This window comes from Ferdinandcohnia sp. FSL W7-1320, assembly GCF_038050315.1.
GTDB classification, from domain to species: Bacteria; Bacillota; Bacilli; order Bacillales; family Bacillaceae_L; genus Ferdinandcohnia; species Ferdinandcohnia aciditolerans.
This window is the reverse complement of record NZ_JBBPAM010000001.1, coordinates 4,946,251-4,968,751: the sequence shown is the minus strand read 5'-3', so window position 1 is coordinate 4,968,751 and position 22,501 is coordinate 4,946,251. Positions and strand designations below refer to the sequence as shown.

At 38.5% G+C, this 22,501-nt stretch carries 18 protein-coding genes; 12 read left to right on the top strand and 6 right to left on the bottom strand.

Going from position 1 to position 22,501, the window contains the following annotated elements:
- Genes NST91_RS23875 through NST91_RS23850 form a run of 6 tightly spaced genes read right to left on the bottom strand, consistent with a single transcriptional unit; the run spans position 1 to position 6,607 of the window.
- Complete coding sequence (locus NST91_RS23875; protein ID WP_341333144.1) at positions 1-966, bottom strand: DUF1861 family protein; 966 nt, start codon at positions 964-966, stop codon at positions 1-3.
- A 39-nt stretch (positions 967-1,005) separates the two neighbouring features.
- Positions 1,006-1,950: an MTP-1 family protein gene (locus tag NST91_RS23870; protein ID WP_341333143.1), complete on the bottom strand. Its 945-nt coding sequence runs from the start codon at positions 1,948-1,950 to the stop codon at positions 1,006-1,008.
- Complete coding sequence (locus NST91_RS23865) at positions 1,950-3,575, bottom strand: glycoside hydrolase family 13 protein (protein WP_341333142.1); 1,626 nt, start codon at positions 3,573-3,575, stop codon at positions 1,950-1,952. Before NST91_RS23865 ends, NST91_RS23870 begins: the two co-directional genes overlap by 1 nt.
- Before the next feature lie 14 nt (positions 3,576-3,589).
- Positions 3,590-4,417: a carbohydrate ABC transporter permease gene (locus NST91_RS23860; protein WP_341333141.1), complete on the bottom strand. Its 828-nt coding sequence runs from the start codon at positions 4,415-4,417 to the stop codon at positions 3,590-3,592.
- Positions 4,404-5,282: an ABC transporter permease subunit gene (locus NST91_RS23855; RefSeq protein WP_121445554.1), complete on the bottom strand. Its 879-nt coding sequence runs from the start codon at positions 5,280-5,282 to the stop codon at positions 4,404-4,406. Before NST91_RS23855 ends, NST91_RS23860 begins: the two co-directional genes overlap by 14 nt.
- The gene (locus tag NST91_RS23850) at positions 5,282-6,607 is read right to left on the bottom strand and encodes an ABC transporter substrate-binding protein (protein WP_341333140.1); all 1,326 of its coding nucleotides are present in this window, start codon (positions 6,605-6,607) and stop codon (positions 5,282-5,284) included. Before NST91_RS23850 ends, NST91_RS23855 begins: the two co-directional genes overlap by 1 nt.
- A 354-nt stretch (positions 6,608-6,961) precedes the next feature.
- Between NST91_RS23850 and NST91_RS23845 the strand changes: the two genes are divergently transcribed.
- From NST91_RS23845 to NST91_RS23790, 12 genes are all read left to right on the top strand, one after another.
- Complete coding sequence (locus NST91_RS23845) at positions 6,962-7,972, top strand: LacI family DNA-binding transcriptional regulator (protein ID WP_341333139.1); 1,011 nt, start codon at positions 6,962-6,964, stop codon at positions 7,970-7,972.
- 122 nt (positions 7,973-8,094) lie between these two features.
- Positions 8,095-9,045 carry a mannose-6-phosphate isomerase, class I gene (manA, locus tag NST91_RS23840; RefSeq protein ID WP_341333597.1) on the top strand — a complete coding sequence of 317 codons (951 nt, stop codon included), beginning with the start codon at positions 8,095-8,097 and terminating at the stop codon, positions 9,043-9,045.
- Between the two features lie 89 nt (positions 9,046-9,134).
- On the top strand, positions 9,135-10,205 hold the full coding sequence (locus NST91_RS23835; RefSeq protein ID WP_341333138.1) for a glycoside hydrolase family 130 protein: 1,071 nt from the start codon (positions 9,135-9,137) through the stop codon (positions 10,203-10,205).
- A gap of 37 nt (positions 10,206-10,242) precedes the next feature.
- Positions 10,243-12,750, top strand: coding sequence for a beta-mannosidase (locus tag NST91_RS23830; RefSeq protein WP_341333137.1), 2,508 nt, complete (start codon positions 10,243-10,245; stop codon positions 12,748-12,750).
- Between the two features lie 132 nt (positions 12,751-12,882).
- Positions 12,883-13,755 (top strand): ROK family protein, encoded by an 873-nt coding sequence (locus NST91_RS23825; RefSeq protein ID WP_341333596.1) that lies wholly within the window; start codon positions 12,883-12,885, stop codon positions 13,753-13,755.
- Between the two features lie 47 nt (positions 13,756-13,802).
- Entirely contained in the window at positions 13,803-14,315 is a 513-nt protein-coding gene (locus NST91_RS23820; RefSeq protein ID WP_341333136.1) for a P-loop nucleotide/nucleoside kinase family protein, read from the top strand.
- Between the two features lie 452 nt (positions 14,316-14,767).
- On the top strand, positions 14,768-16,051 hold the full coding sequence (locus NST91_RS23815) for an extracellular solute-binding protein (RefSeq protein WP_341333135.1): 1,284 nt from the start codon (positions 14,768-14,770) through the stop codon (positions 16,049-16,051).
- A 57-nt stretch (positions 16,052-16,108) separates the two neighbouring features.
- A complete protein-coding gene (locus NST91_RS23810) occupies positions 16,109-16,984 on the top strand; it encodes an ABC transporter permease subunit (protein ID WP_121445562.1) in 876 nt (291 codons plus the stop codon).
- Between the two features lie 12 nt (positions 16,985-16,996).
- Positions 16,997-17,845 carry a carbohydrate ABC transporter permease gene (locus NST91_RS23805; protein ID WP_440273038.1) on the top strand — a complete coding sequence of 283 codons (849 nt, stop codon included), beginning with the start codon at positions 16,997-16,999 and terminating at the stop codon, positions 17,843-17,845.
- Positions 17,846-17,933: 88 nt separating this feature from the next.
- Positions 17,934-19,655: a cache domain-containing sensor histidine kinase gene (locus NST91_RS23800; RefSeq protein WP_341333134.1), complete on the top strand. Its 1,722-nt coding sequence runs from the start codon at positions 17,934-17,936 to the stop codon at positions 19,653-19,655.
- The gene (locus tag NST91_RS23795) at positions 19,652-20,806 is read left to right on the top strand and encodes a response regulator transcription factor (protein WP_341333133.1); all 1,155 of its coding nucleotides are present in this window, start codon (positions 19,652-19,654) and stop codon (positions 20,804-20,806) included. The genes NST91_RS23800 and NST91_RS23795 overlap by 4 nt, the downstream gene beginning before the upstream one ends.
- Before the next feature lie 219 nt (positions 20,807-21,025).
- Entirely contained in the window at positions 21,026-22,465 is a 1,440-nt protein-coding gene (locus tag NST91_RS23790; protein ID WP_121445565.1) for a family 1 glycosylhydrolase, read from the top strand.
- The last annotated feature ends 36 nt before the right edge of the window (positions 22,466-22,501 follow it).

Genomic DNA, 22,501 nt, shown 5'->3' with positions numbered 1-22,501 from the left:
CTATCTGATTTTTCCTTCGACGATATCTCCATATCCTTCAAAAGGATTATCAATGGTGATTCTTCCTTCTTCTGTATCACCAATCCCACTATATAGATCTACCTTCCCGTCAGGTCTCGCTACGATACCTGAAGTAAAGGCACAGTCGATTAGATTTGGTCGTTTCGCAGGTCCTTCTGGATAACAAGATCGTGTTCCGATGATTTTTTCATCTAGTAATGTATGTGTATGAGGGTCAAAAACAAACGAAACATTCATATACACCTTACGTTCTTCTCCGTTATCAGTGGATTGATTGTAGCATTTATGTCCAATGACTCCGATGTACCCACTGGATAATAGATAACATTGGTTACAACCACCCCATTCATCCTGATCGAATAACCCTTCGATAATAGAGGCATTCTCAATCACTTCTGCATTTAATTCATTTACATGATTGATGGTTGTAAACCCTACAATCGACTCGCTGCCATACTTTTTCCGGATTTCTTCGCTTCTTGGTCTTGAAAAAACGCCAATCTTGTTATCATGTAACTGAACAAGGCGAATGTCCTTCATATAATCAGGACCGGTTGTAAAGTAATATAAATTGTCTAATTCGGTACCCTTATAAAAATAACCGTAAAAGGTATCCACTTCACCTTGTTTATAACGAACGTGGGTGCCACCCATCACGAGTTCATGATCAATAAATGAAATATAAGGATCTTCCAATTGATAGATCATGGAATCCTGCACTAATGTCCATTCATCCTTTCCGGTATTCTCGAATAAACGAACCCAAGATCGTGCCCATTCTTCACGTTTCTCTACTCTTCCAAAGAGATAGGTTTTATTCTGATACGAAAAGGGGATGGATGTGTTATAGACGTCATAACCGTCTACACCAATAAAGGTGAGTGTTGCGGTTTCATATATTGTTTTGGTTTGTTCAAACTGTGCCCTTTTTTTCGCTAAGTTCAAGTGTGAATAACCTCCTTTTCCTAATCCTTGTCTATGCTTTTATTGTTTAAATGATTGAAAAGGATCTGGTATGAGTAGCACCTGTGCGTCTGCATCACTTATGCCAGCATATAATTCTGCTGTTCCGTTTGCTTTTCGAACCAATCCTCCACTAAACACGACATCTACTAAATCCGGGCGCTTTGTGGGTCCTTCCAAGAAATCGGCTCTCTCTGCAATGATCTGCATGTTATTGTAATCGCCAGTTTCTGGATTAACGACAAAAATCATGGAGTAATAGTGACGATCCCCAGCCTCATCAAACCGTGCGATATGTCCTAAGACACCAAGCAGGCCATTTGAAAGAAGGTGGATCTCATTTGCGCCACCCCATTCTTCATCTAAAAATTGTTGAAATAAGGGGGCACTGTCGATACTTTCTATAGATAACTCATCCAGTGTACGTACTTTGGTAAAGCCAATCTTTCCTCGGCCGCCTTTTTCTCCTTGAGGGCGTGTAAAGATACCGATAGAGCCATCCTTTAACTCCACCAAACGTAAATCTTTCATGCCATCAGGGCCTTCAAAGAACTTTTCTAAAGTGGCAATGTTTTTCCCGCGATAAAAAACAGTTCTCCAGCTCAATGCATCTTGGAGGGTAGGGTGTGGGAAAGTTTCTACTCCTCCTAAAATCAACTCTTCCCCAATCTTTGTGAAGAAAGGATCCTGCAATTGAAAGACCGGACTATTCTCACGCAAGATCCACTGATCATCATGGTTTTCAAAAAACATGACTTCAGAAGCCTCGCTATCCCTTTTTTCCACTCGTCCTGCAATCACCCATTTTCCTTCATCTTGAAAAGGGGCTGTAATGTTATAGATATCTCTGTCCGTTACTCCTGAAAAATCAATTCTCTTTTTTTTATAAGGTTGTTTTCTATTTGCACGGTATTCTTCAAGTAATTGAATACTAGAATTCACTTTTCTTTCATTGTGTTTGAGCACTACTCTCTTCCTCTCTTTTCCTCGAATATGATAGCTTCATATGGTAGAAGTTCTATCTCTAACACCTGATTATTCACCACGGAGACTCTTCGCGAAGATAATAAGACATTGCAAGCAGCATCCAGCGAAATCGTTGTACAATCACGATTAAAGTTCAAATACACAATGATCGTTGAATGCTCATCTGTTCTTTTATACATCATTACCTTGTTATCTAGTTGAAGAGTTTCATACCTTCCAATAGCTAATGCAGGAATAGCTTTCCTTAACTTGATTACCTTTTGGTAGAAAGTGAGCATCGATTCAGCATTGTCTAGCTGATTCTCCACTGTTATATCGTTATCGGGTAATGAAATCCACGGTTCCACTTCGGAAAAACCAAAATAGTTTGTGGACGCCCATTGCATAGGAGACCTTGAGCTGTCTCTTCCATGTTGATTCGCTTCTACTAACGCCTCATTTTCCTCTTTACCAGCTTGAAGCGCTAGCTGATAAGCAATAACTCCCTGAACATCCTTCATCTTGGAAATATCCTCAATGATCAGGTCGCGCATTCCGATTTCATCTCCATAATAGATAAATGGAACCCCTTTAGCAGTTAACATAAGAGTCACCATGAGTTTCGCAACTTCTTCTTCATAGCCAGGAATCGCAAACCTTGATATGAATCGTGACATATCATGGCTACCAAAAAACAGGGTAGGGGTTTGATCATCACGATATTCTCTTTCCATATCGACCAATTGTTGATAGATATGATTAACATCAAGCGTTGATATACTACCTAGATTAAATTGAAAGACGACATCCATTTTATTTGTACCGCAGTATTCTTTTAATACGGTTAAATCTTCCGAGCCAACTTCGCCCACCAAAAATGTATCAGGGTACGAATGTACAAGCGTTGAAATTTCTCTGATGACGTCAAGAATTCCGTCCTGATCCTTATCATTCACATGTAATTGCTTATTCGTATTTGGATCAATTGGATTATTTGGGTAATGATCTTTCACTTTTAAATGATTAATCACATCGAGGCGAAAACCATCAACGCCTTTATCAAGCCAAAATTTCATCACATCAAACATGGCCTTTTTTACTTCTGGGTTTGTCCAGTTTAAATCTACTTGTTGCTCAGCAAACCCATGATAGTAATATTGGCCAGTCGCTTCATCCCATTTCCAAGCTGATCCACCCATGAAAGATTCCCAGTTATTTGGCTCCTTGCCGTCCACAGGATCTTTCCATATATACCAGTCTCGTTTTGGGTGATCTATTGATGACTTTGATTCCTGAAACCATTGGTGATCAGATGAAGTATGATTCAATACGATATCAACAATGACCTTTATGTTTCTTGCATGAGCCTCTTTGAGAAAGTTCTCAAAGTCACCCATTGTGCCATAGTCTGGATCAACAGAATAATAATCGGAAATGTCATATCCATTATCTACTTTTGGTGATTGATAGAAAGGAGTTAACCAGATTCCGTCTATCCCTAAATTAGATAGATAATCCAATTTCGATGTGATTCCAATAAAGTCTCCAATCCCATCGCCATTACCGTCACAGAAGCTAGGCATATAAATTTCATAAAAGACTGCTTTTTTCCACCAATTACCCACAATAAACCTCCTGATTATTTAAGTGTAAATTGCATCCCTTCTTGGAACTTTTTCGCGAAGAACAAGAATAAAATAATAACTGGGATGGTTAAGAGAACAGAAGCTGCATACATTGGTCCTGGGTAACCACCGTAAGGGCCGAACATTTGAGAAATTAATACGTTTAATGTCAACATATCATCACTACGAACCGCGATCATATCCCATAATAATTCCGTCCAGCGTTCTGTGAATAAGAATAGGAATATAACAGTTGTGATTGATTTCGACATTGGTAGAATGATTTTAAATAAGATTTGCAAATTACTTGCTCCGTCTAATTTCGCAGCTTCGATAAAGGTATTGGGTATTGCTTTAAAGAAATTGGTATACATGAATATCGCCCATAAGCTAACCGCCTTTGGAATAATTAAACCAAGATACGTATCGTATAAACCTACTCGTTCGATTAATAAGAAGGTAGGAATTAATAAAATTAAGGCAGGGAAGAACATATGGAACAATACAAAGTTATTGACGAAATCTCTTCCTTTGAAAATTAACTTTGATAGTGCGAAAGAAACTAATACTCCGACTAGCATCATTAAAAAGGTTGATGCAAGGGAAACGACCACGCTATTAAAGAAGGCGTTAAGCCATGGACGAGCTATACCAACATCTCCACCTGAAAATAACCATTCATAGGAACGTAATGTGAATTCTGACGGGATTAATTTCTTATCAACTTGAGACCAATCCGCAAATGAATTTAGAATAAGGTAGATAAACGGATAAACCATAATCAGTAACAAGATAGATGCAATAAGGTAGCGAACGATATAATTTTTCTTAGCTCCAACCATTTCGTTTACCCCACAATTCAATAAGTTTTCTAATAATATAAATAGAGACAAATGTAACAACGGCTGCTATTAAAGCGATTGCGGATGCATAACCAGCTTGCAAGTTCGTAAACGCTCTTGTGAAGATTTCCATTTGCCATGTATTGGTTGCATTGTTAGGGCCTCCACCCGTTAATTGATACACTTCTGTGAAGATACCGAAGCTAACACCAATTGCCAAAATGAGAACTGTATACAATGCTGGGTATAATTGAGGGATGGTAATTTTCCAAAGGGTTTGCCATCTGGATGCACCATCAATTGCTGCAGCTTCATAGATTTCTTTGTTAATCCCTGCTAATCCAGAGAATAAAATCAACCCATAATAACCTGTGAATTTCCATGCAAGCATGAAAGACACAACAATTAATGCGGCCGTAGGCGTCCCGAGCCAGTCAATATTAATACCCATCTTTTCTCGAAGAAACGTATTCAGTGGACCATTATATGAAAGAATTCCATTGACAATTAATGAAGATACAACGCCAGAAGATAAATAGGGAAGAAAGAAACCTATTAAATAAAACCCTTTAAATTTTGGTAGCCCATTGACAACAATGGCAACCGTCAATGACAATGCCACAACGATTGGTACGTAAATAATAAGGAATTTATAGGTGTTAAAAAACGCTGCTTGTACACCAGGACTTTTGATGGCATCAATAAAATTACTAAAGCCAACAAAGTTAAACTCTGGTGAAATCAAATTCCAGTCCGTAAATGCTAAAAATAATGACCAGATAAGAGGTATAAAGAAAAATATAATCCCAAAAAGAACGTATGGGCTAGTGAATAGCCAGCCCATACCGTTTGATGTTTTTTGCATTACTTAAGTTCCCCCTCAATAGCATCCACCATATCGTTCCAGGCTTGTTCAGGGTCGATTTCGCCTTTCACAATTTTATTGAATGCATATTGTCCGATAACTGTTTGAATTTCGTTGTATTTAGAATTTTCCATTGATGGAACCCCTAAGGCTACAGCTTCTGCATAAGCTTTCATAAATGGTTTTTCTTCAAAATAAGCTGCAAATGCTTCATTTGAACCTAAATCATCTCTTGCTGGAGGAAGGTCTGTCGTTTGAAGCCATTTTAAGTCAGCATCTGGATTAGAGTACACCCAAGTTAAAAACTCCATTGCTGCTTTTTGTTCTTCTTCTGTTGCGGAAGCATACACTACGACACCTTTTGCGTCAGCAAACGTTTTTGCATTTTCTGGGTCCATATTATCTGGAACCGGTGGTAGACTTAGTGTATAAGTTTCGCCATATACCAATTCAGGATATTTTTCCTTCCAAGTAGAACCTGGAGTCCAAGGTCCAACATCTGTAAAGATTCCTGTGCCTTCTTCAAACGGATCTGTTACTTGTGCAGTTAATACCGCATCTTCGTTTACAAGATTTTGGACAAATTCAAATACTTCAGTTCCAGCTTCTTTTTCTCCAACAAACTCAGTGCCCTGTACAAATGCATTACCATCAGAAGCGGCATTGTAAAGCATAAAGAAGTCGAACCATCTCTTCCATGCTGTTGGGTCTGCTAAATCTGGTTTTGCCCACACATATTTATCAGGATATTTTTCTTTTAACTTTTGAGCGACATCAAGAACTTCACTATATGTTTTTGGCGCTTCTTCAAATCCAAGTTCATTTAGAATATCCAATCTCCAGCCAAATAACATGGAATTGGAGTAAATCGGGAAGATGTATTGACTACCATCGCCTGATTTCCAGCTTTCAATGGTTTCTGTCATTTGACGTGTGCTAACTAACTCATCAAAACCTTCAATTTCATTTAGAGGTACAATGGCTTTACTTTCAGCTAAAAGCGCACCAAATCCGCGGTTGATATTTTCTGACATTGTTGGTGCTTGTTTGGCTGCAATAGCAGACTGAATACTTGCCTCGGAAGTAGGGCTTTCTTTAATAGCCGATACATTGACTTTAATATCAGCATTTTCCTTTTCAAACTCCTTCGCCATTTCAGACCAGAAAGATTGTTGAGTTGGGTTAGGAGCTGCCCAAAACTCAATTGTAGTCACTCCTTCTTCCTTATTGCCCGAAGAAGAATCATTACCTGTGCTACAACCGAATAAAGCAGTTGCAGTTAATCCAATTGTGGCCAAAAGTGTAGCTGTTTTTTTGAACTTCATCTTTTATTTCCCCCTTGTTTTACAATTACTCTTACCTTGTTTAATCGCTTACAAAATGCGTTCGTAAGGTAGGTTTCGTTGTTGTTTTAATTATTTTTTCCTAGTAACTTAATAAAATACGTAAATAGCATTTTATAATTACAAAGGTAATTACAAGGTTGTTAAATGTTAATTTGTAATGTTACTAGAATTAATTACATTTTGATTATAATGTTAATGTAACGTTAGTGTCAAGGAAGAAGGAGTTCTTCAACATCTTGTCAAATTTAGATTGTTATCTTCCATATTGATATTTTTAGTGGTATTATTGTTGTAACGTTACAAAAAGATTTCGTAATGAATCTAGGAGGAAATATGAAAAAGAAAGTAACGATGCAAGATATTGCAGATAAATTGGGGATTTCAAAAAACTCCGTATCACAAGCTTTAACTGGAAAAAGTGGAGTGAGTGCAGATACCAAACGATTAGTTGAAAAAACTGCAGCGGAACTAGGATATGTATATAAAGGAAAAAAGACAGTCTCAAAAGAGAAAAGGAATCTAACGATTGGTTTGATTGCTACGGAATTTGCCTTTTCCCTTAAGAGTTTTTTCGGAGAAATCTTTTTATCGATCGAACAAAATGCCATTAATAACAAAGTAGACCTTCTGATACAATCGATTTCGGAATCTTCGAAGGAACATTTGATTTTACCAAGTTTCATAGAAGAAAAAAGAGTAGATGGGATTATCATTGTATCTCATATCAGTTTGGAATATATCAACAAAGTGATTTCCACAGGTATTCCTACCGTATTAATTGATCATCATCATCCATTGATACAAGCTGATGCAATCTTAACGAATAATAGGTTTGGAGCTTATACAGCAACGAAACACCTTATTGATTTGGGGCATCGCGACATTGCTTTTGTGGGGAATATTGATTTCTCACCAAGCTACTACGAACGGATGGAAGGGTATTTATTAGCATTGAAGGATGGAAATATCACGCGAAATGAGGAAGTCATGTTTCTTCATATAGAAGAAAATAGTGCTGCAATTGACCAAACGATTAAATCGTTAACTAACGTGCCAAGTGCTTGGTTATGTGTCAATGATGGATATGGTTTTATGGTTAGTTCATCACTAAAGAGTATAGGACGTAAAATACCGGATGATGTGTCAGTATGCAGTTTTGATAACGGTCAATTATCTCAACTATCTGATCCTCCAATCACAACAATGGCAATGGATTTAAAGTTATTTGGATCTTATGCGTTTAAACAGTTACTCTGGAGAATTGATCATCCAAATGAACCGATGCAAGAAATATTACTCCCGGCTAATTTAATTCAAAGACATTCCACAAGTGAATGTAAATAGTAGCTTTGGGGGTACAGTTCCTTTGTCTCACGTGATTCATTTATTGTAGAAAATGGATTTGAAGAAATCCTACATTTATTTTTATCCGATTAATTAAAGGAAGTAATGGAAAGGGAAGTGCTATTGTGAAACAACCAATTTTTCTAACACCACAATTTCAGGAACGAATTTGGGGAGGTACTAAATTACGAACGGAATTTGGCTATCAAATCGAATCAGACTTAACAGGAGAGTGCTGGGCTGTTTCTGCACATCCAAATGGGCAGAGTGTTGTAAATCAAGGTCCCTATGAAGGGAAAACCCTTGGGGAACTGTGGGAAGGACATCGCGAACTCTTCGGTGATATGGAAGGGGACGTATTTCCACTTCTAACCAAAATTCTAGATGCCAACAATGATTTATCGATTCAAGTGCACCCAAATGATGAATACGCGAATAAACACGAGAATGGCGAACTTGGAAAAACTGAATGTTGGTATGTCATTGACTGTGAGGATGATGCAGAAATTATTTATGGTCATACAGCCCAAACGAAAGAACAGTTTGTTTCGATGATTGAAGAAGGCAAGTGGGACCAATTAATGAGTCGTGTAAAGGTAAAGCCAGGTGACTTCTTTTATGTGCCAAGTGGAACCATTCATGCCCTATGTTCGGGTGTTCTTATTTTGGAAACCCAGCAAAGCTCCGATACAACCTACCGCGTCTATGACTATGACCGAGTCGACCAAAATGGAAATAAGCGCGAACTGCATATTCAGAAATCAATTGAGGTAAGCACCATCCCACATGAAGAGATCACGGTAAAGCCTAGCATTGAACAAATTCCAGGTGCTACGATTACTACTTTTGTAAAGGAACATTACTTCTCTGTGTACAAATGGGATATTCAGGATTCTGCAGCCTTCCATCAGGACAAGCCATTTCTAATCTGCAGTGTATTGAACGGGACTGCCGAAATTGTAACAGAAGAAGGTAGTTTTTCAATTAAGAAAGGCAGTCACTTTATCTTGCCAGCGGGACTAGGTGACTTTGAAGTGAAAGGGAATCTGGAATTAATTGTTTCTCATCCATAAAAGGGACGATGGGGCAGGGGATTTTTCTCATGCCCCATTATTATTGGAACAATACGATTCGATTGGGTTTCATAAGGAGGAGTTACGAAATGAAAACAAAAATGGACATAAAGAGAAGTGTGAAGAACCCTCTCATTAGGCCGCAAGATGTCATACCGTCACGTCCTGATTTTACAATTGAGTGCGTTTTCAACGCGGGTGTTGCACGATATGAAGATGAGATTATTTTACTGATGCGTGTAGCAGAGCGGCCTGTACAAACCAATCCTGATGTACTAACTGTACCTGTTTTAAAGAGTGATGGGGAAGAGTTTTATGTAGATGTGTTGGATCTTGACCGTAACAATCCAGCGTATGATTATTCCGACCCTCGAAAAGTGAAGCAAATTGATATTGATACATATGTGTATTTAACTTCGATGTCCCATTTACGTATTGCGCGAAGCAAGAATGGTGTCGACTTTATCGTAGAAGAAAAGCCATTTATCTTTCCGAACAATCGTTATGAAGCATTTGGTGCTGAAGATCCTCGAATTACCTTTATTGATGGCTTTTACTATATTAACTATACAGCTGTTTCAGATAAAGGGATTACAACTGCGTTGGCGAGAACAGAGGATTTTAAATCAGTAGAACGACTTGGGATTATTTTTACAACCGAAAATCGAGATGTGACGATTTTTCCTGAAAAGATTAATGGGAATTATTTTGCACTTCATCGTCCGGTTCCAAAGCAAATTGGACGTGGCGAAATGTGGACGGCCACTTCCCCAAACCTAACACATTGGGGAGAGCATAAATTCCTTATGGGTGTGGAAGAAGGCTGGCAATCACAAAAAATTGGTGGTGGAGCTGTTCCGTTCAAAACGGAAAAAGGCTGGATTGAAATCTATCATGGTGCAGACCGTGACAATCGTTACACATTAGGTGCTGTATTACTTGATTTAGAAGATCCAAATAAGATTTTAGCAAAAACAGAATCCCCAATTCTTGTTCCTGAAGCACCATACGAAGTAGAAGGATTCTTTGGAAATGTTGTCTTCACATGTGGTGCATTATTCGAAGATGATATCGTGAAAATCTATTATGGCGGTGCAGATCATGTAATGGCACTAGCTGAGGTTCATATTGAGGAAATCTACCGAGCATTGAATGTTTGAAGGTATTGAATAATGGAAGCGAAGAGGATGACAACAAATGAAACTAGCACCTAACTGGAAAATCCAGTATTTTGACCAAGGCCAGGAACGTGATTTAGTAATCGCTGCCCCAGACTATATTGATCATTTTTGGATGGCAGCAAATGTACCTGGTGATGTTCATTCGACGTTAATTCAAAAGGGATTAATCGATAACCCATTCTTCGGACATAATGATTTGAAATCAAAATGGGTTTCAGAAAAAATTTGGTGGTACCGCACAGAATTTCACTATGATAAGAAAAATCTCCAATCTGATGAGCGCTTAGAATTAATCTTTGAAGGACTCGATACGTATGCAACGGTTTATTTAAATGGATGCGAAATTGCCTCCACTGAAAATATGTATATTCCTCATGTGTTTGATGTCACACGAGAGGTCCTTGATGGGAAGAACATCATTGGAGTTAAATTTGATGTGGTGTCTGATGTATTAAAGGAAAAGGAAAAGAATTACTGGGCCGGTTACGGAAAAGACCGCATTTGGGCTCGTAAAGCGCAGTCTCACTTTGGTTGGGATTGGGGTCCGCAAATCGTAACGGCAGGTATTTGGAAAGAGGTTCGACTCGAAAAAAGAAAAATTGCCAAGATCGATAGTGTTTTTGCAAGAACAGTAGAAATCAAGAATGATAGAGCAATCGTTGAAATTGATGTCAACACGAAGACGTTTGTTCGCAATCAGCCTTTAGCTGTGAACGTGAAGTTTCATGATGGGTCGAATGGGATGATCAAAACAGCTCAGGTAACGAGAAACCATGTGAATTTTACAATCGAACTAGAAAATCCAAAGCTTTGGTGGACGCATGATTTAGGTACACCACACCTGTACACGCTTGATGTTGAACTACTGTGTGAAGACGAGACGATTGATTTGGAAACAACACAGGTTGGTGTTCGTACCATTGAGGTGATGCAAAAGGATGCGGCAGGAAATAACCGTTTTACCTTTGTATTAAATGGGGTAGAAATTTTCGCGAAAGGTGCGAACTGGATTCCAATTGATAGTTTTATCGGAGCTACACCGGATTCAAGATACAGCCAGCTCTTAACGCAAGCAAAAGAGGCACATATGAACATGATTCGTGTGTGGGGCGGTGGAATCTATGAAAGAGATATTTTCTATCAGGAATGTGATCGTCTAGGTATGCTCGTTTGGCAGGACTTCATGTTTGCATGTGCGCTATACCCAGATTACAACTATAACTATATGCAAAATGTACGAACTGAAATAGAGGCAGCCATCAAAATGCTACGTAATCACCCATGTATTGCTTTATGGTGTGGAAACAACGAAAATGATTGGCTTTATGAAGTGGAATATACAGCAGGAAACATCAACACCCCATTTTACGGAGAAAAAATCTACCATGAGCTGATTCCTGAATTATTAGATGAGTTGGATACGAGTCGTCTTTATTGGCCAAGCTCTCCATTTGGTGGGAATGACCATGATTCTCAAGAAGTGGGAGACCGTCACAATTGGCAGGTATGGCATGGTAATGTCGAACCCCGTAAATTCGGAGAGAACCTAGGGCAGAATTACAGTGTTGAAGGTGTATCTTTCAAAAACTATAAAAAGGATTTTACCCGTTTTAGTAGTGAGTTTGGTATGCATGCTTCAGCCAATCGTTTTACATTAGAAGATAATCTTCCTGAAGGAACCTTCTACTGGGGCAGTGATGAGATGTCTTATCGCAACAAGGATTATCATCACCAAAAAGGCATCATGTTAATGGAAGGTTACACGGGCATCCCAACGGATATTGAGGAATACATGAATTTTTCCATGCTTACCCAGGCGGAAGGATTAAAATGTGGAATTGAGCATTATCGTCGTAACAAGCCATATACAAGCGGGGCGTTAGTATGGCAGCTAAATGACTGCTGGCCTGGTACAAGCTGGTCGATGATTGATTACTATCAACTACCTAAGGCATCATACTTCTATGCGAAGAAGTTTTTCCACCCGTTATTGCTAACGATTGATCATGATGCAGGAAGTGACCTGAAGATATGGGTTGTTAACGATTATGTAAAGGCATATACAGATGTACTAGAGTTAAAAGTTGAAAGTTTTGGTGGGGAAGAATTATTTAAGACGACTATCCCTGTTGAGGTTATGGGGAATTCTTCGGTTGAGATTACAAGTTTTACAGAAGAAGAGGTGCTAAAAGGGTACCCAGCTAATGAGGTGGTTGTACACCTTTCTTCTACAGATGGTAAAGCACAACACAATGTGTATTATTTAAGAGACCAAAAAGACTTAGCCCTTCCGCAAGCTCAACTGGATGTAGTCGTAGACAAAGAGAACCAAACGGCTACGATTAAAACAGATAATCTTGCAAGGATGGTAAAACTAGAAATACCAGCAAAGAAAATTCATTTTAGTGATAATTTCTTTGATTTATTGCCAAATGAAACGAAAACCATAGAAATCGGTCATCTCGAAAACGAAAAAGTTGATCTTGGTAAGTTACGTGTATCAGCAATCAATTCGATACAGTAAGGTAGAGTGTCGAACGGGTAATCAAACCATCACTTTACAATGGAATTTGTCCAGCAGTATAAAAAAGCGGGATATGGGATGCTCACCCTGTCTCGTTAGTAGCAATCTAAACTGGAAAGAAGGTTGGATGATATGTTAATTGGCGGAATCGAAGCCGGCGGAACAAAATTTGTTTGTGGAATCGGAAATGAACACGGGGAAGTTATCGAAAGAGTGACATTCCCAACCACCAAACCAGAAGAAACAATGGAAAAGGTTTTTTCATTTTTCCATGAAAAAGAGGTTGAGGCAATCGGGATTGGCTCTTTTGGTCCAATTGATGTAGATAGGGCAAGCGAAACGTATGGATATATCACAGAAACACCCAAGGTAAAATGGAGAAATTATAATATCGTCGGTGAACTTAAAAAACAGTTTGATGTCCCCATTGGTTTTCATACGGATGTAACCGCAGCAGCATTAGCTGAATCAACTTGGGGTGCTGCGAAAGGCTTTGACAGTTGCTTATATATGACAGTAGGAACGGGAATTGGTGTCGGAGCTGTCATTGATGGTAAGCCATACCAAGGATTAACTCACCCTGAAATGGGCCATATTTTGGTGAAGCGTCATCCGAATGATACGTTTGATGGTTTCTGTCCGTATCATGGGGATTGCTTAGAAGGTCTTGCAGCGGGACCAGCCCTTGAAAAAAGATGGAACAAAAAAGGCCAAGAATTAACAGACCATCCGCAAGTATGGGAAATGGAAGCTTATTATGTAGCGCAAGCATTAATGAATTATATTTTGGTCTTATCACCGAAAAAGATTGTTGTTGGCGGAGGCGTGATGAAGCAAGAGCACTTACTGCCGTTAGTACGTAAACAAGTGTTGGAATTGCTCAATGGTTATGTCGCACTTCCAGAAATAACACCAGAGAATATAGACAACTACATTGTACTACCGGGATTGGGAGACAATGCTGGATTGGCTGGGGCAATTGCACTCGGTGTAGATGGAAGATGAGGATGATTTTTGTCATACGAAATTAAGCTTAGGAAGGAATCGTACCAGTGTCAAATCAAAAAATCTTTCTCGTTTCAGGTCCAGTTGGTGTCGGGAAATCAACAACATCAAAAAGTCTAGCTCAAAAGGTTGAAAACTGTATTCTTATTGAAGGTGATACGTTCTTACACATGTTTGAATATGGAGCAGAAGCATCATGGGAGACATCCTTGCGATTAGCGTGGGAGAATATCCTCCATGTAACCAGACGTTTTATTCAAAATGGCTATAATGTCGTCATTGACTTTGTGGTAGAAGATGAACTTGAGTGGTTTAACAAACAAATTTCTGATTTGCAAGTTACACTGAACTATATTGTGTTGAGAGCAGATAAGGAGACACTCATTGAACGGATTAACAAGCGGGGAGATATTGAATTAATTGACCGCGCCTTATTTTTAATACAACAATTGGAATCCAGTCCTCAAAATCATCCATACTTATTAGACACGAATCTTAGAAATACGGAAGAGATAGTTGATGAAATCCTACACAATCCTCATTTTGTAGTTGACAAATAGAAACAAGGGGGACGGTTCCGCTGTCCCCTTGTTTTACCTAATGTACTAATCCAACACAATCTTATATTATAGTAGAAAAAATACGGCTCGATAGTACGAAATCTGTACTAATCGGGCTTTTCTTATGAAAGTCGATTTCAAACAAACGTTTGTTTAATGGTCTAAGCCAGTAATGTCATGAAACTATAAATTCAATCAATCGTTTGTTTGAATTGATTTTGTGTGGAAAAGAAGTATGTAAGCATAGCTGTTATACTGTGAAATTAATATTTTGCTATATGAAAACGTTGATTTTCAGGCGTTTAGTCCAGGTATTTAACCGAAATCACCTCGCCGAGAATTTTGGATGTTTTTATAGATTTGTAGGATAGTTGAAAAAAATGAAAGCGGTATAATAATCATTGTAAGATGATGAAAACGCTTCAACGGAAGATAAAAAGGGAGGAATATATATGAAGAAATTAGGATTTATCCTACTGGCAGCTGTAATGCTGTTGGCACTAGCCGCATGTGGTGGCAAGGACGAAGAAAGTAAAGGTTCTTCAAAGGATGGCGCAATTGAGTTAAATCTTTGGACGGACTGGACTGAAGATCGTCCGGAAAATACGCTTTCCAAAGACATTATTGCGAAATTTAACGAAGAGCATGAAGATATTCAAGTGAAAATCGAAGAGATTCCTCATGATCAATATGAAACAAAACTTAGAACACAGGCTGCAGGAAATCAATTACCTGACTTAATGCGTGTATGGCCTGGTGCAAGAACAGCGCCTTTAGCTGAAGGTGGAGCAATTCTTCCACTTAACCCAATCATTGATAATTGGGAAGGGGTTATTCCAGATTCAATCCTTCAAGACTATGCGGTTGATGGAAACTATTACGCAATCCCAGGTAACGTAAGTATTACAAGCTTAATTTATTACAATAAAGAAATGCTAAAAGAGGTTGGATACGATGAGTTTCCAGCAACATATGCAGAGTTTAAAGAACTTGTAAAAGCACTTGATGAAAAAGGTATTACTCCAATTGCTTTAGGTAACAAAGCAATCTGGCCATTACAGTCTGTATACATTTCTACAATCGGAGATCGTTTTACAGGAAGTGATTTCTTAAACAAAGCATTGAACGGAGAAGCTTCTTTTGAAGATCCACAGTTTGTTAGTGCATTATCAGTAATTGATGAATTAACAAAAATGAATGCATTTAATGAAGATATGAATACTCTTGATGAAGCTCAATCAAGAAATGAATTTATTAAAGGTACTTCTGCAATGCACTTTGCAGGTTCATGGGCAATTGGTCCAATTTTAGACAGTGTTGAAAATGCTGATAACATCGGTGTAGCACCATTCCCAAGCTTTGAAGGTGGAAATGGAGATCAAGCAAAAATCGCGGGTGTTGCAGGTGGCGGTATCGCAGTTAGCAGCCAGTTAAGTGAAGAAGAACAAGAAGCAGCATTCACATTCCTTAAATACTACTATGGTGAAGAATTATACCAAGGTTTAATTAAAGCAAACATTATTGTACCTGCAGATGTTGAGATGGATGACAGCATTCCACAAATCTTCCAGGATGCAAATAGTTATGTAAAAGGTGGATTAGCACCTGTATACGATGCAACATTAACACCTGAATTAACAGATATTATCAACAATGGTCTTCAATCCATTACATTAGGTGACAAAACACCTGAACAACTTGCAAAAGAAATGCAAAAAGAAGCAGAAAGCAAATAATGTCCATCACAGGTTACTTGATTTCTAAGTAACCTGTGAGCATTTAGGGGGGAGAACATGAAATTAACAAAGACTAGTAAGGTCGCAATCGTATTAGGAATTTTACCGGCCTTCATCCTCTACGTTGTGTTTGCCATCTATCCAATTCTCCAGTCCTTTTATTATTCAGTAATGGAATGGAACGGATTCAATGAAATGACTTTTATTGGATTAGACAATTTTAAAAAGTTATTCTCGGATCCTCTTTTTTGGAATTCTGTAAAAAATAATATTTATGTCGTATTAGCTTCAGTATTGGGGCAAGTTCCGATCGCATTATTCATTGCGCTCTTACTTAACCGTAAAATAAGAGGTGCAAAGCTATTTAGAACGATTGGCTTTTTACCTGTTGTTTTATCAACAGTTGTCATTTCATTAACATGGAGCTTAATTTATAATTCTCGAAACGGGTTAATCAATGAAGTGTTACGAACAGTTGGACTTGATTCTCTAGCGCAAAACTGGTTAGGGGATACCAAATGGACCATGATCGCTGTCTTAGTTGTTGTCATTTGGCAGTTCGTTGGTCTATACATGATCATCTTCTTAGCAGCCTTGCAAAATGTACCTGGTGAAGTATTAGAAGCAGCCAAGATGGATGGAGCATCTGAATGGGCAACCACTTGGAAAATCACGGTTCCGATGATTTGGGATACCATATTAGTTGCGGTTATCCTATGTATCTCAGGTAGCTTGAAGACATTTGACTTAATCTATGTCATGACAAATGGTGGACCAGCCCACTCAACTGATGTAATGGCACTCTATATGTTTAATGAAACATTCTCGAAATTACAATATGGATATGGTAGTGCTGTGTCTGTATTCATTTTCTTCTTTAGTCTTATCTTAATTGCTGTCGTCAACAAAGTATTAGGAAAGAAAATGATATAGGAGGTGGACATAGTGGAGAAAACGAATAAAGTATCGAAGCAAAAAAGTAGTAAGAAACCACTTATTTATCTTGCGTTAATCTTTTTCGCTATAATAAATGCATATCCAATTCTATGGATGGCAATCAACGCCTTTAAATCCGATAAGGAATTTGCGGTGAACCAGTTAGGATTCCCTAAGGAGTTTGTATTCGATAACTTTGCGAATGCTTGGGAAATTGCGAACCTGGGAGTACTATTTAAAAATAGTATTTTTGTTACGGTAACAGCAACAGCTTTAACCGTTTTTATCGGGGCATTAGCTTCCTATTTCTTATCTCGATTTGATTTCAAGTTGAGTAAATGGTTATATGGATTTTTCGTGTTTGGATTATTGATTCCAATTCATGCAACATTAGTACCTATGTTTATTTTGATGAAAAATTTAGGTCTATTAAATACACCTATTACACTACTGTTCCCTTATATCGCATTCCATTTGCCAATTACGATTTTTATTTTAACAAGCTTCATGAAGGCATTTCCTAAGGATATTGAGGAATCAGCGGTTATGGATGGTTGTGGAATATTCCGTATTTTCTGGTCTATTATCTTGCCAATGTCACGTCCGGCATTAGCGACAGTTATGATTTTGAACTTTATCTACAATTGGAACGAATTTTCGTTCGCGTTAGTATTAATTAATGATCCAGAACTACAAACACTGCCATTAGGACTTGCGAAATTTGCTGGTCAGTTTACAACAGATTATGGCGCACAAATGGCTGGATTAACGATGTCATTAATTCCAATTGTAATTTTCTATATCATTTTTGAAAAGAATATTGTAAAAGGTATGACGGCTGGTGCGGTAAAAGGATAAGGCTGGGTTTTGAAATCCAGCTTATGGGTTACCGTTCCTGTCTTCATCCCCCCACAACTTGGGGTATAACATAAAGGTTGAATGCAAAATGATCCAAAACTGGGGCTTAAGACGAAAGTTCTTACTCATTTTCCTTGTTTTTATCACTATTCCAACAGCATTATTTGGAATACTTATCTACAACCAAACAACGGAAGTGCTAAAAAAACAAGTGGAGGAAGACATCTTAGACCGACTTAGTAAAGATGAACAAAAACTTATGTCCATCATCCGCGATGTCGAGAGTATGTCCGCTTACATGATTTACAATAAGGACTTCCGTACGTTTTTTAATTCATCAGTAGAAACTTCCACCTCCTTTAATCAAAATGTGGAAGGAATGAAAGGCTATTTTACCTTTCAGCTCATGTCAAATGAGTATATTTCATCCATTCTTTTAAAAGGGGTTAGTGGTGAATTAACATTTGGTGAACCGGTTTCTGCAGACGAAAGTGGCTTAGACTTGGCTGCAGAGGAGGGCAAGGGATTACCTATATGGAGTGATTCCTACAAGGTTGAGAGCGGTTGGGGTGGAGAGAAATATGTCATAAGCCTATCTCGGGTGATTAACGATATAAACGATATCGATCGACCGATTGGGATGGTACGAATACGTCTTGACCAAGAAAAGATTCTCAAAGCCTTTGATGTGAAACAAGGAAATTATCTGTTAATGTCAAGTAAGGGTGAAGTCATTCTCCATTCAAATCCATCTCTTATCGGACAAACATTTCCGGATCGGGAGTTTATTGACTGGCTAAGTCAAGGGGAACAGCCTACGTATGACATTACGTTAGAGGATGAGGAGTACAAAGTCGTTAAGAAAAAGCTCAGTGGGACAAATTGGACTTCGGTTGTGATGGTCAAGGAAAAGGATCTGGTTAAAGGGCTTTATAAGGTTCGGAGCTCAGTAGGGTATATGATTTTCCTTCTTCTGATCTTTGGCGCTATTGCATTAGTTGGTTTTTATCGCACCCATATCAAACGTATCATCGACTTAACTTACCAAACACGACAGGTTGAAAAAGGAGATTTTACTGCAAGTGTAGAGGTAACGTCAAATGATGAAATTGGGAGCTTGGGGATGCGCTTTAACAAAATGGTGAAGACCATCCAAAGGCTCATTGATACAGAATACAAGCTGAAGATTAAGCAAAAAGAATCAGAGTTAAAGGCCCTACAAAACCAAATTGATCCACATTTTCTTTACAATACATTAGACATGATTCGGTGGACAGCACGACTTGAAAACGCAATGGAAACAGGGCAACAAATCGAGCAATTATCGAAAGTGTTCCGGATGAATCTTAATCAGGGAAAAACATGGGTAACGCTCGAAGAAGAGATGAATTATATTAAGTCTTATTTAGAACTACAAAAGAGCCGCCTTGGAGAACGCCTTGCATTCTATGTGGATATGGATGATGACATCAAGCGGACTTTTATCATGAAACAATTGATTCAGCCCCTCGTTGAAAATAGCATTCAGCACGGGTTTTACGAACTGCCTAATCAAGGAGTCATCACGATTCGTTGCTATAAAGTGGATGATCAGATTTGGATTGACGTGATTGATAACGGATGGGGTTTCAAGAGTGAACGAACGGATACAGGCTACGCACTTCGTAATATAAATGAGCGACTATCCATTGTGTTTGGAGAACCTTACGGATTACGTATCGAAAAACCCGAAGAAGGCGCATTGGTTAGGCTTGTACTTCCCCTTATATGGGACACAAAACAGGTAGAGAATGTAGGTGATGAGTCATGACATGTAAGATGTTAATAGTGGATGATGAGCCTATAATTTCTCGCGGGTTGCAGCAAACGATTCCTTGGGAAACCATCCGTGTGGAAGTCGTTGATACAGCACACGATGGTGAAGATGCCATTCAGAAAGTAATCCAACATGGAAACATTGATATTGTGATTACCGATGTTAGGATGCCGAGGATGGACGGCTTGCAACTTGCAACCTATCTACATGAACACTTCCCACATATTCGTATCATTATCATTAGCGGATACGATGAGTTTGCGTATGCACAAAAAGCAATTCAGGTCGGTGTGAAAGATTATTTGTTAAAACCGGTTGATATTGATGAACTTGTTGAAGTGGTAAACCAAATCAAAAAAGAAATCAATTTAGAACAACAGAGGCAAAAGGAACAATACGAAGTTGAATTGCAGAATGCTATTATTCAGCAGCTATCTGATCTGCAAGGGGACAATCCTACTCAACTAGAAAGGTATGTGCACATACCTATTTTTCCATTTGTCAGTATGCAACGGCAATATACGGAAAAAGTAGCAAACCTCTCTTCTGAAGAGATTCGGTCTTTTAAAAATGAGTGGAAGAAAACAATAGAGCATGGGTTACAAGAGTATGGACTCAACTCTATCTCATTTTTTACAGAGGAGAATATCTTACTTACCTGCATTCTTGGAGAGGAACCCTTTTCAAAAGAAATTCACAGCGAATCTTTTGAGCTATTGTTTGTTTGGAGTGATCGATCCATTTCCATTGGGGAATTGAAGGGAACTTATGCAAGACTTGTAGAACAGACAAAGAATTTACTTCTAAAAGGTTTGGACAAGCAAGATATGCTAATCGATCAGGCGAAGAACTATATTAGGGATTACTACCGGACGAATATTAAGGTTCACGAAGTAGCGGATGTCATTAATATTACTCCGAATTACTTTAGCTCCTTATTTAAGCAAAAAACGGGCGTTAACTTTAATGAATATGTGAACCAGTTACGGGTAGAAGAAGCGAAGGTGTTACTTGCGGAAACACCGTTTAAAGTGAATGAGATATCGGAACAAGTAGGATTTCACGAATATAAGTATTTTGTTGCCGTGTTCAAAAAGGTGACAGGAATGACTCCGACAGATTACCGGAAATTTGTGAAATTGTAACTTTATTCAGTCGGGGATCAAACTCCGACTGAATAAAGTTAAAGCCTCCGGCGGATGCCACGATTTTTCAAAGGAACTTTTCGAGCAGTAAGTTCAAAGACTAAAAACGCCACATCCTGTGGCAACGTCTTTATGACCCACTTCCTGTGGGCCTAAAATCGGGCGCAAATACTCCAAGGCGCATTTGATAAAAAAACATAACATGGGGAGAGATGAGAAATGGAAAAACAAACAATGAGGCTACCGGAGGATTTTATCATTGGGGCTGCAGCTTCAGCTTGGCAAACAGAAGGCTGGACGGGGAAAAAGGATTTCCAAGATTCTTACCTAGACCTATGGTATAAAAACAATAAAAATGTATGGCATAACGGCTATGGCCCAGCAGTTGCAACTGATTTTTACAATCGATATAAAGAAGATGTTGGCTTTATGAAGGAGATCGGACTTACTCATTACCGTACCTCCATCAACTGGTCACGTTTCTTAACAGATTATGAGAATGCAATCGTAGATGAGGAATATGCAAGTTATATTGGAAATGTGATCGATGAACTGATTGCGAATGGTGTTGAACCGATGATTTGTCTTGAACACTATGAGCAACCAGCATACTTATTTGAAAAATACGGCGGTTGGGGCTCCAAGCATGTTGTAGAATTATTTGTTAAATATGCTGAAAAAGTGTTTGAACGCTACGGCGACCGTGTGAAGCATTGGTTTGTTTTCAATGAGCCAGTTGTTGTTCAAACGCGTGTATATTTAGACTCCATTCGTTGGCCATTTGAACAAAATACAAAAAAATGGATGCAATGGAACTATAACAAAGGTCTTGCTACTGCGAAGGTTGTTAAGTTGTTCAAAGAAATGGGCTTAAAAGAAAAAACAGGTGCCAAAATTGGATCTATCCTAAATCCAGAGGTTACCTATGCTCGTTCATCCTCAGAACATGACAAAAAAGCGGAAAGAATTTATGATTTATTTTTCAATCGCGTCTTCTTAGATCCTGCGATTAAAGGGGAATACCCTCAAGAATTATTTGAATTAATGGAAAAACACGATATTACGTTCGAACATACAGCAGAAGAGCTTCAGTTGATCAAGGAAAATACGGTTGATTATGTGGGTATTAACTTATATTTCCCACACCGTGTAAAAGCTCGTACATCTGCGTGGAATGAAGACACACCATTCCATCCGGAATATTACTACGAAAAACATGAGCTTGCTGGTAAGAAAATGAATCCGTACCGTGGCTGGGAAATCTACCCGCAAATCATGTTTGACATGGCCATGAGAATGAAGGAAGAGTACGGAAACATTGAATGGTTCATCGCTGAAAATGGTATGGGTGTTGAAAACGAAGGAAGATTCAAGAATGAAGAGAACATCATTCAAGACGATTACCGAATTGAGTTCATTAGCGAGCACTTGAAATGGCTATTAAAAGCAGTTGAACAAGGCTCAAATTGTAAAGGATACATGCTTTGGGCATTCACTGATAATGTATCACCAATGAACGCTTTCAAGAATCGCTATGGACTTGTGTCCATTGATCTAGAAAATAACCGAAATCGTTCACTTAAGAAGTCTGCGTACTGGTACAAGCAACTCATCGAAACCAAAGAGTTCGAAGTGGAGAATGACGAACTCTATAAATAAGCTGAAAAAGCACTGTCAGACCCTTGAAATCGATGA

Coding starts and splice junctions, on each gene's coding strand:
- NST91_RS23860 (WP_341333141.1), bottom strand. CDS start 4,417: ATGGTTGGAGCTAAGAAAAATTATATCGTTCGCTACCTTATTGCATCT.
- NST91_RS23855 (WP_121445554.1), bottom strand. CDS start 5,282: ATGCAAAAAACATCAAACGGTATGGGCTGGCTATTCACTAGCCCATAC.
- NST91_RS23850 (WP_341333140.1), bottom strand. CDS start 6,607: ATGAAGTTCAAAAAAACAGCTACACTTTTGGCCACAATTGGATTAACT.
- NST91_RS23845 (WP_341333139.1), top strand. CDS start 6,962: ATGAAAAAGAAAGTAACGATGCAAGATATTGCAGATAAATTGGGGATT.
- NST91_RS23835 (WP_341333138.1), top strand. CDS start 9,135: ATGAAAACAAAAATGGACATAAAGAGAAGTGTGAAGAACCCTCTCATT.
- NST91_RS23830 (WP_341333137.1), top strand. CDS start 10,243: ATGAAACTAGCACCTAACTGGAAAATCCAGTATTTTGACCAAGGCCAG.
- NST91_RS23825 (WP_341333596.1), top strand. CDS start 12,883: ATGTTAATTGGCGGAATCGAAGCCGGCGGAACAAAATTTGTTTGTGGA.
- NST91_RS23815 (WP_341333135.1), top strand. CDS start 14,768: ATGAAGAAATTAGGATTTATCCTACTGGCAGCTGTAATGCTGTTGGCA.
- NST91_RS23810 (WP_121445562.1), top strand. CDS start 16,109: ATGAAATTAACAAAGACTAGTAAGGTCGCAATCGTATTAGGAATTTTA.
- NST91_RS23800 (WP_341333134.1), top strand. CDS start 17,934: ATGATCCAAAACTGGGGCTTAAGACGAAAGTTCTTACTCATTTTCCTT.
- NST91_RS23795 (WP_341333133.1), top strand. CDS start 19,652: ATGACATGTAAGATGTTAATAGTGGATGATGAGCCTATAATTTCTCGC.
- NST91_RS23790 (WP_121445565.1), top strand. CDS start 21,026: ATGGAAAAACAAACAATGAGGCTACCGGAGGATTTTATCATTGGGGCT.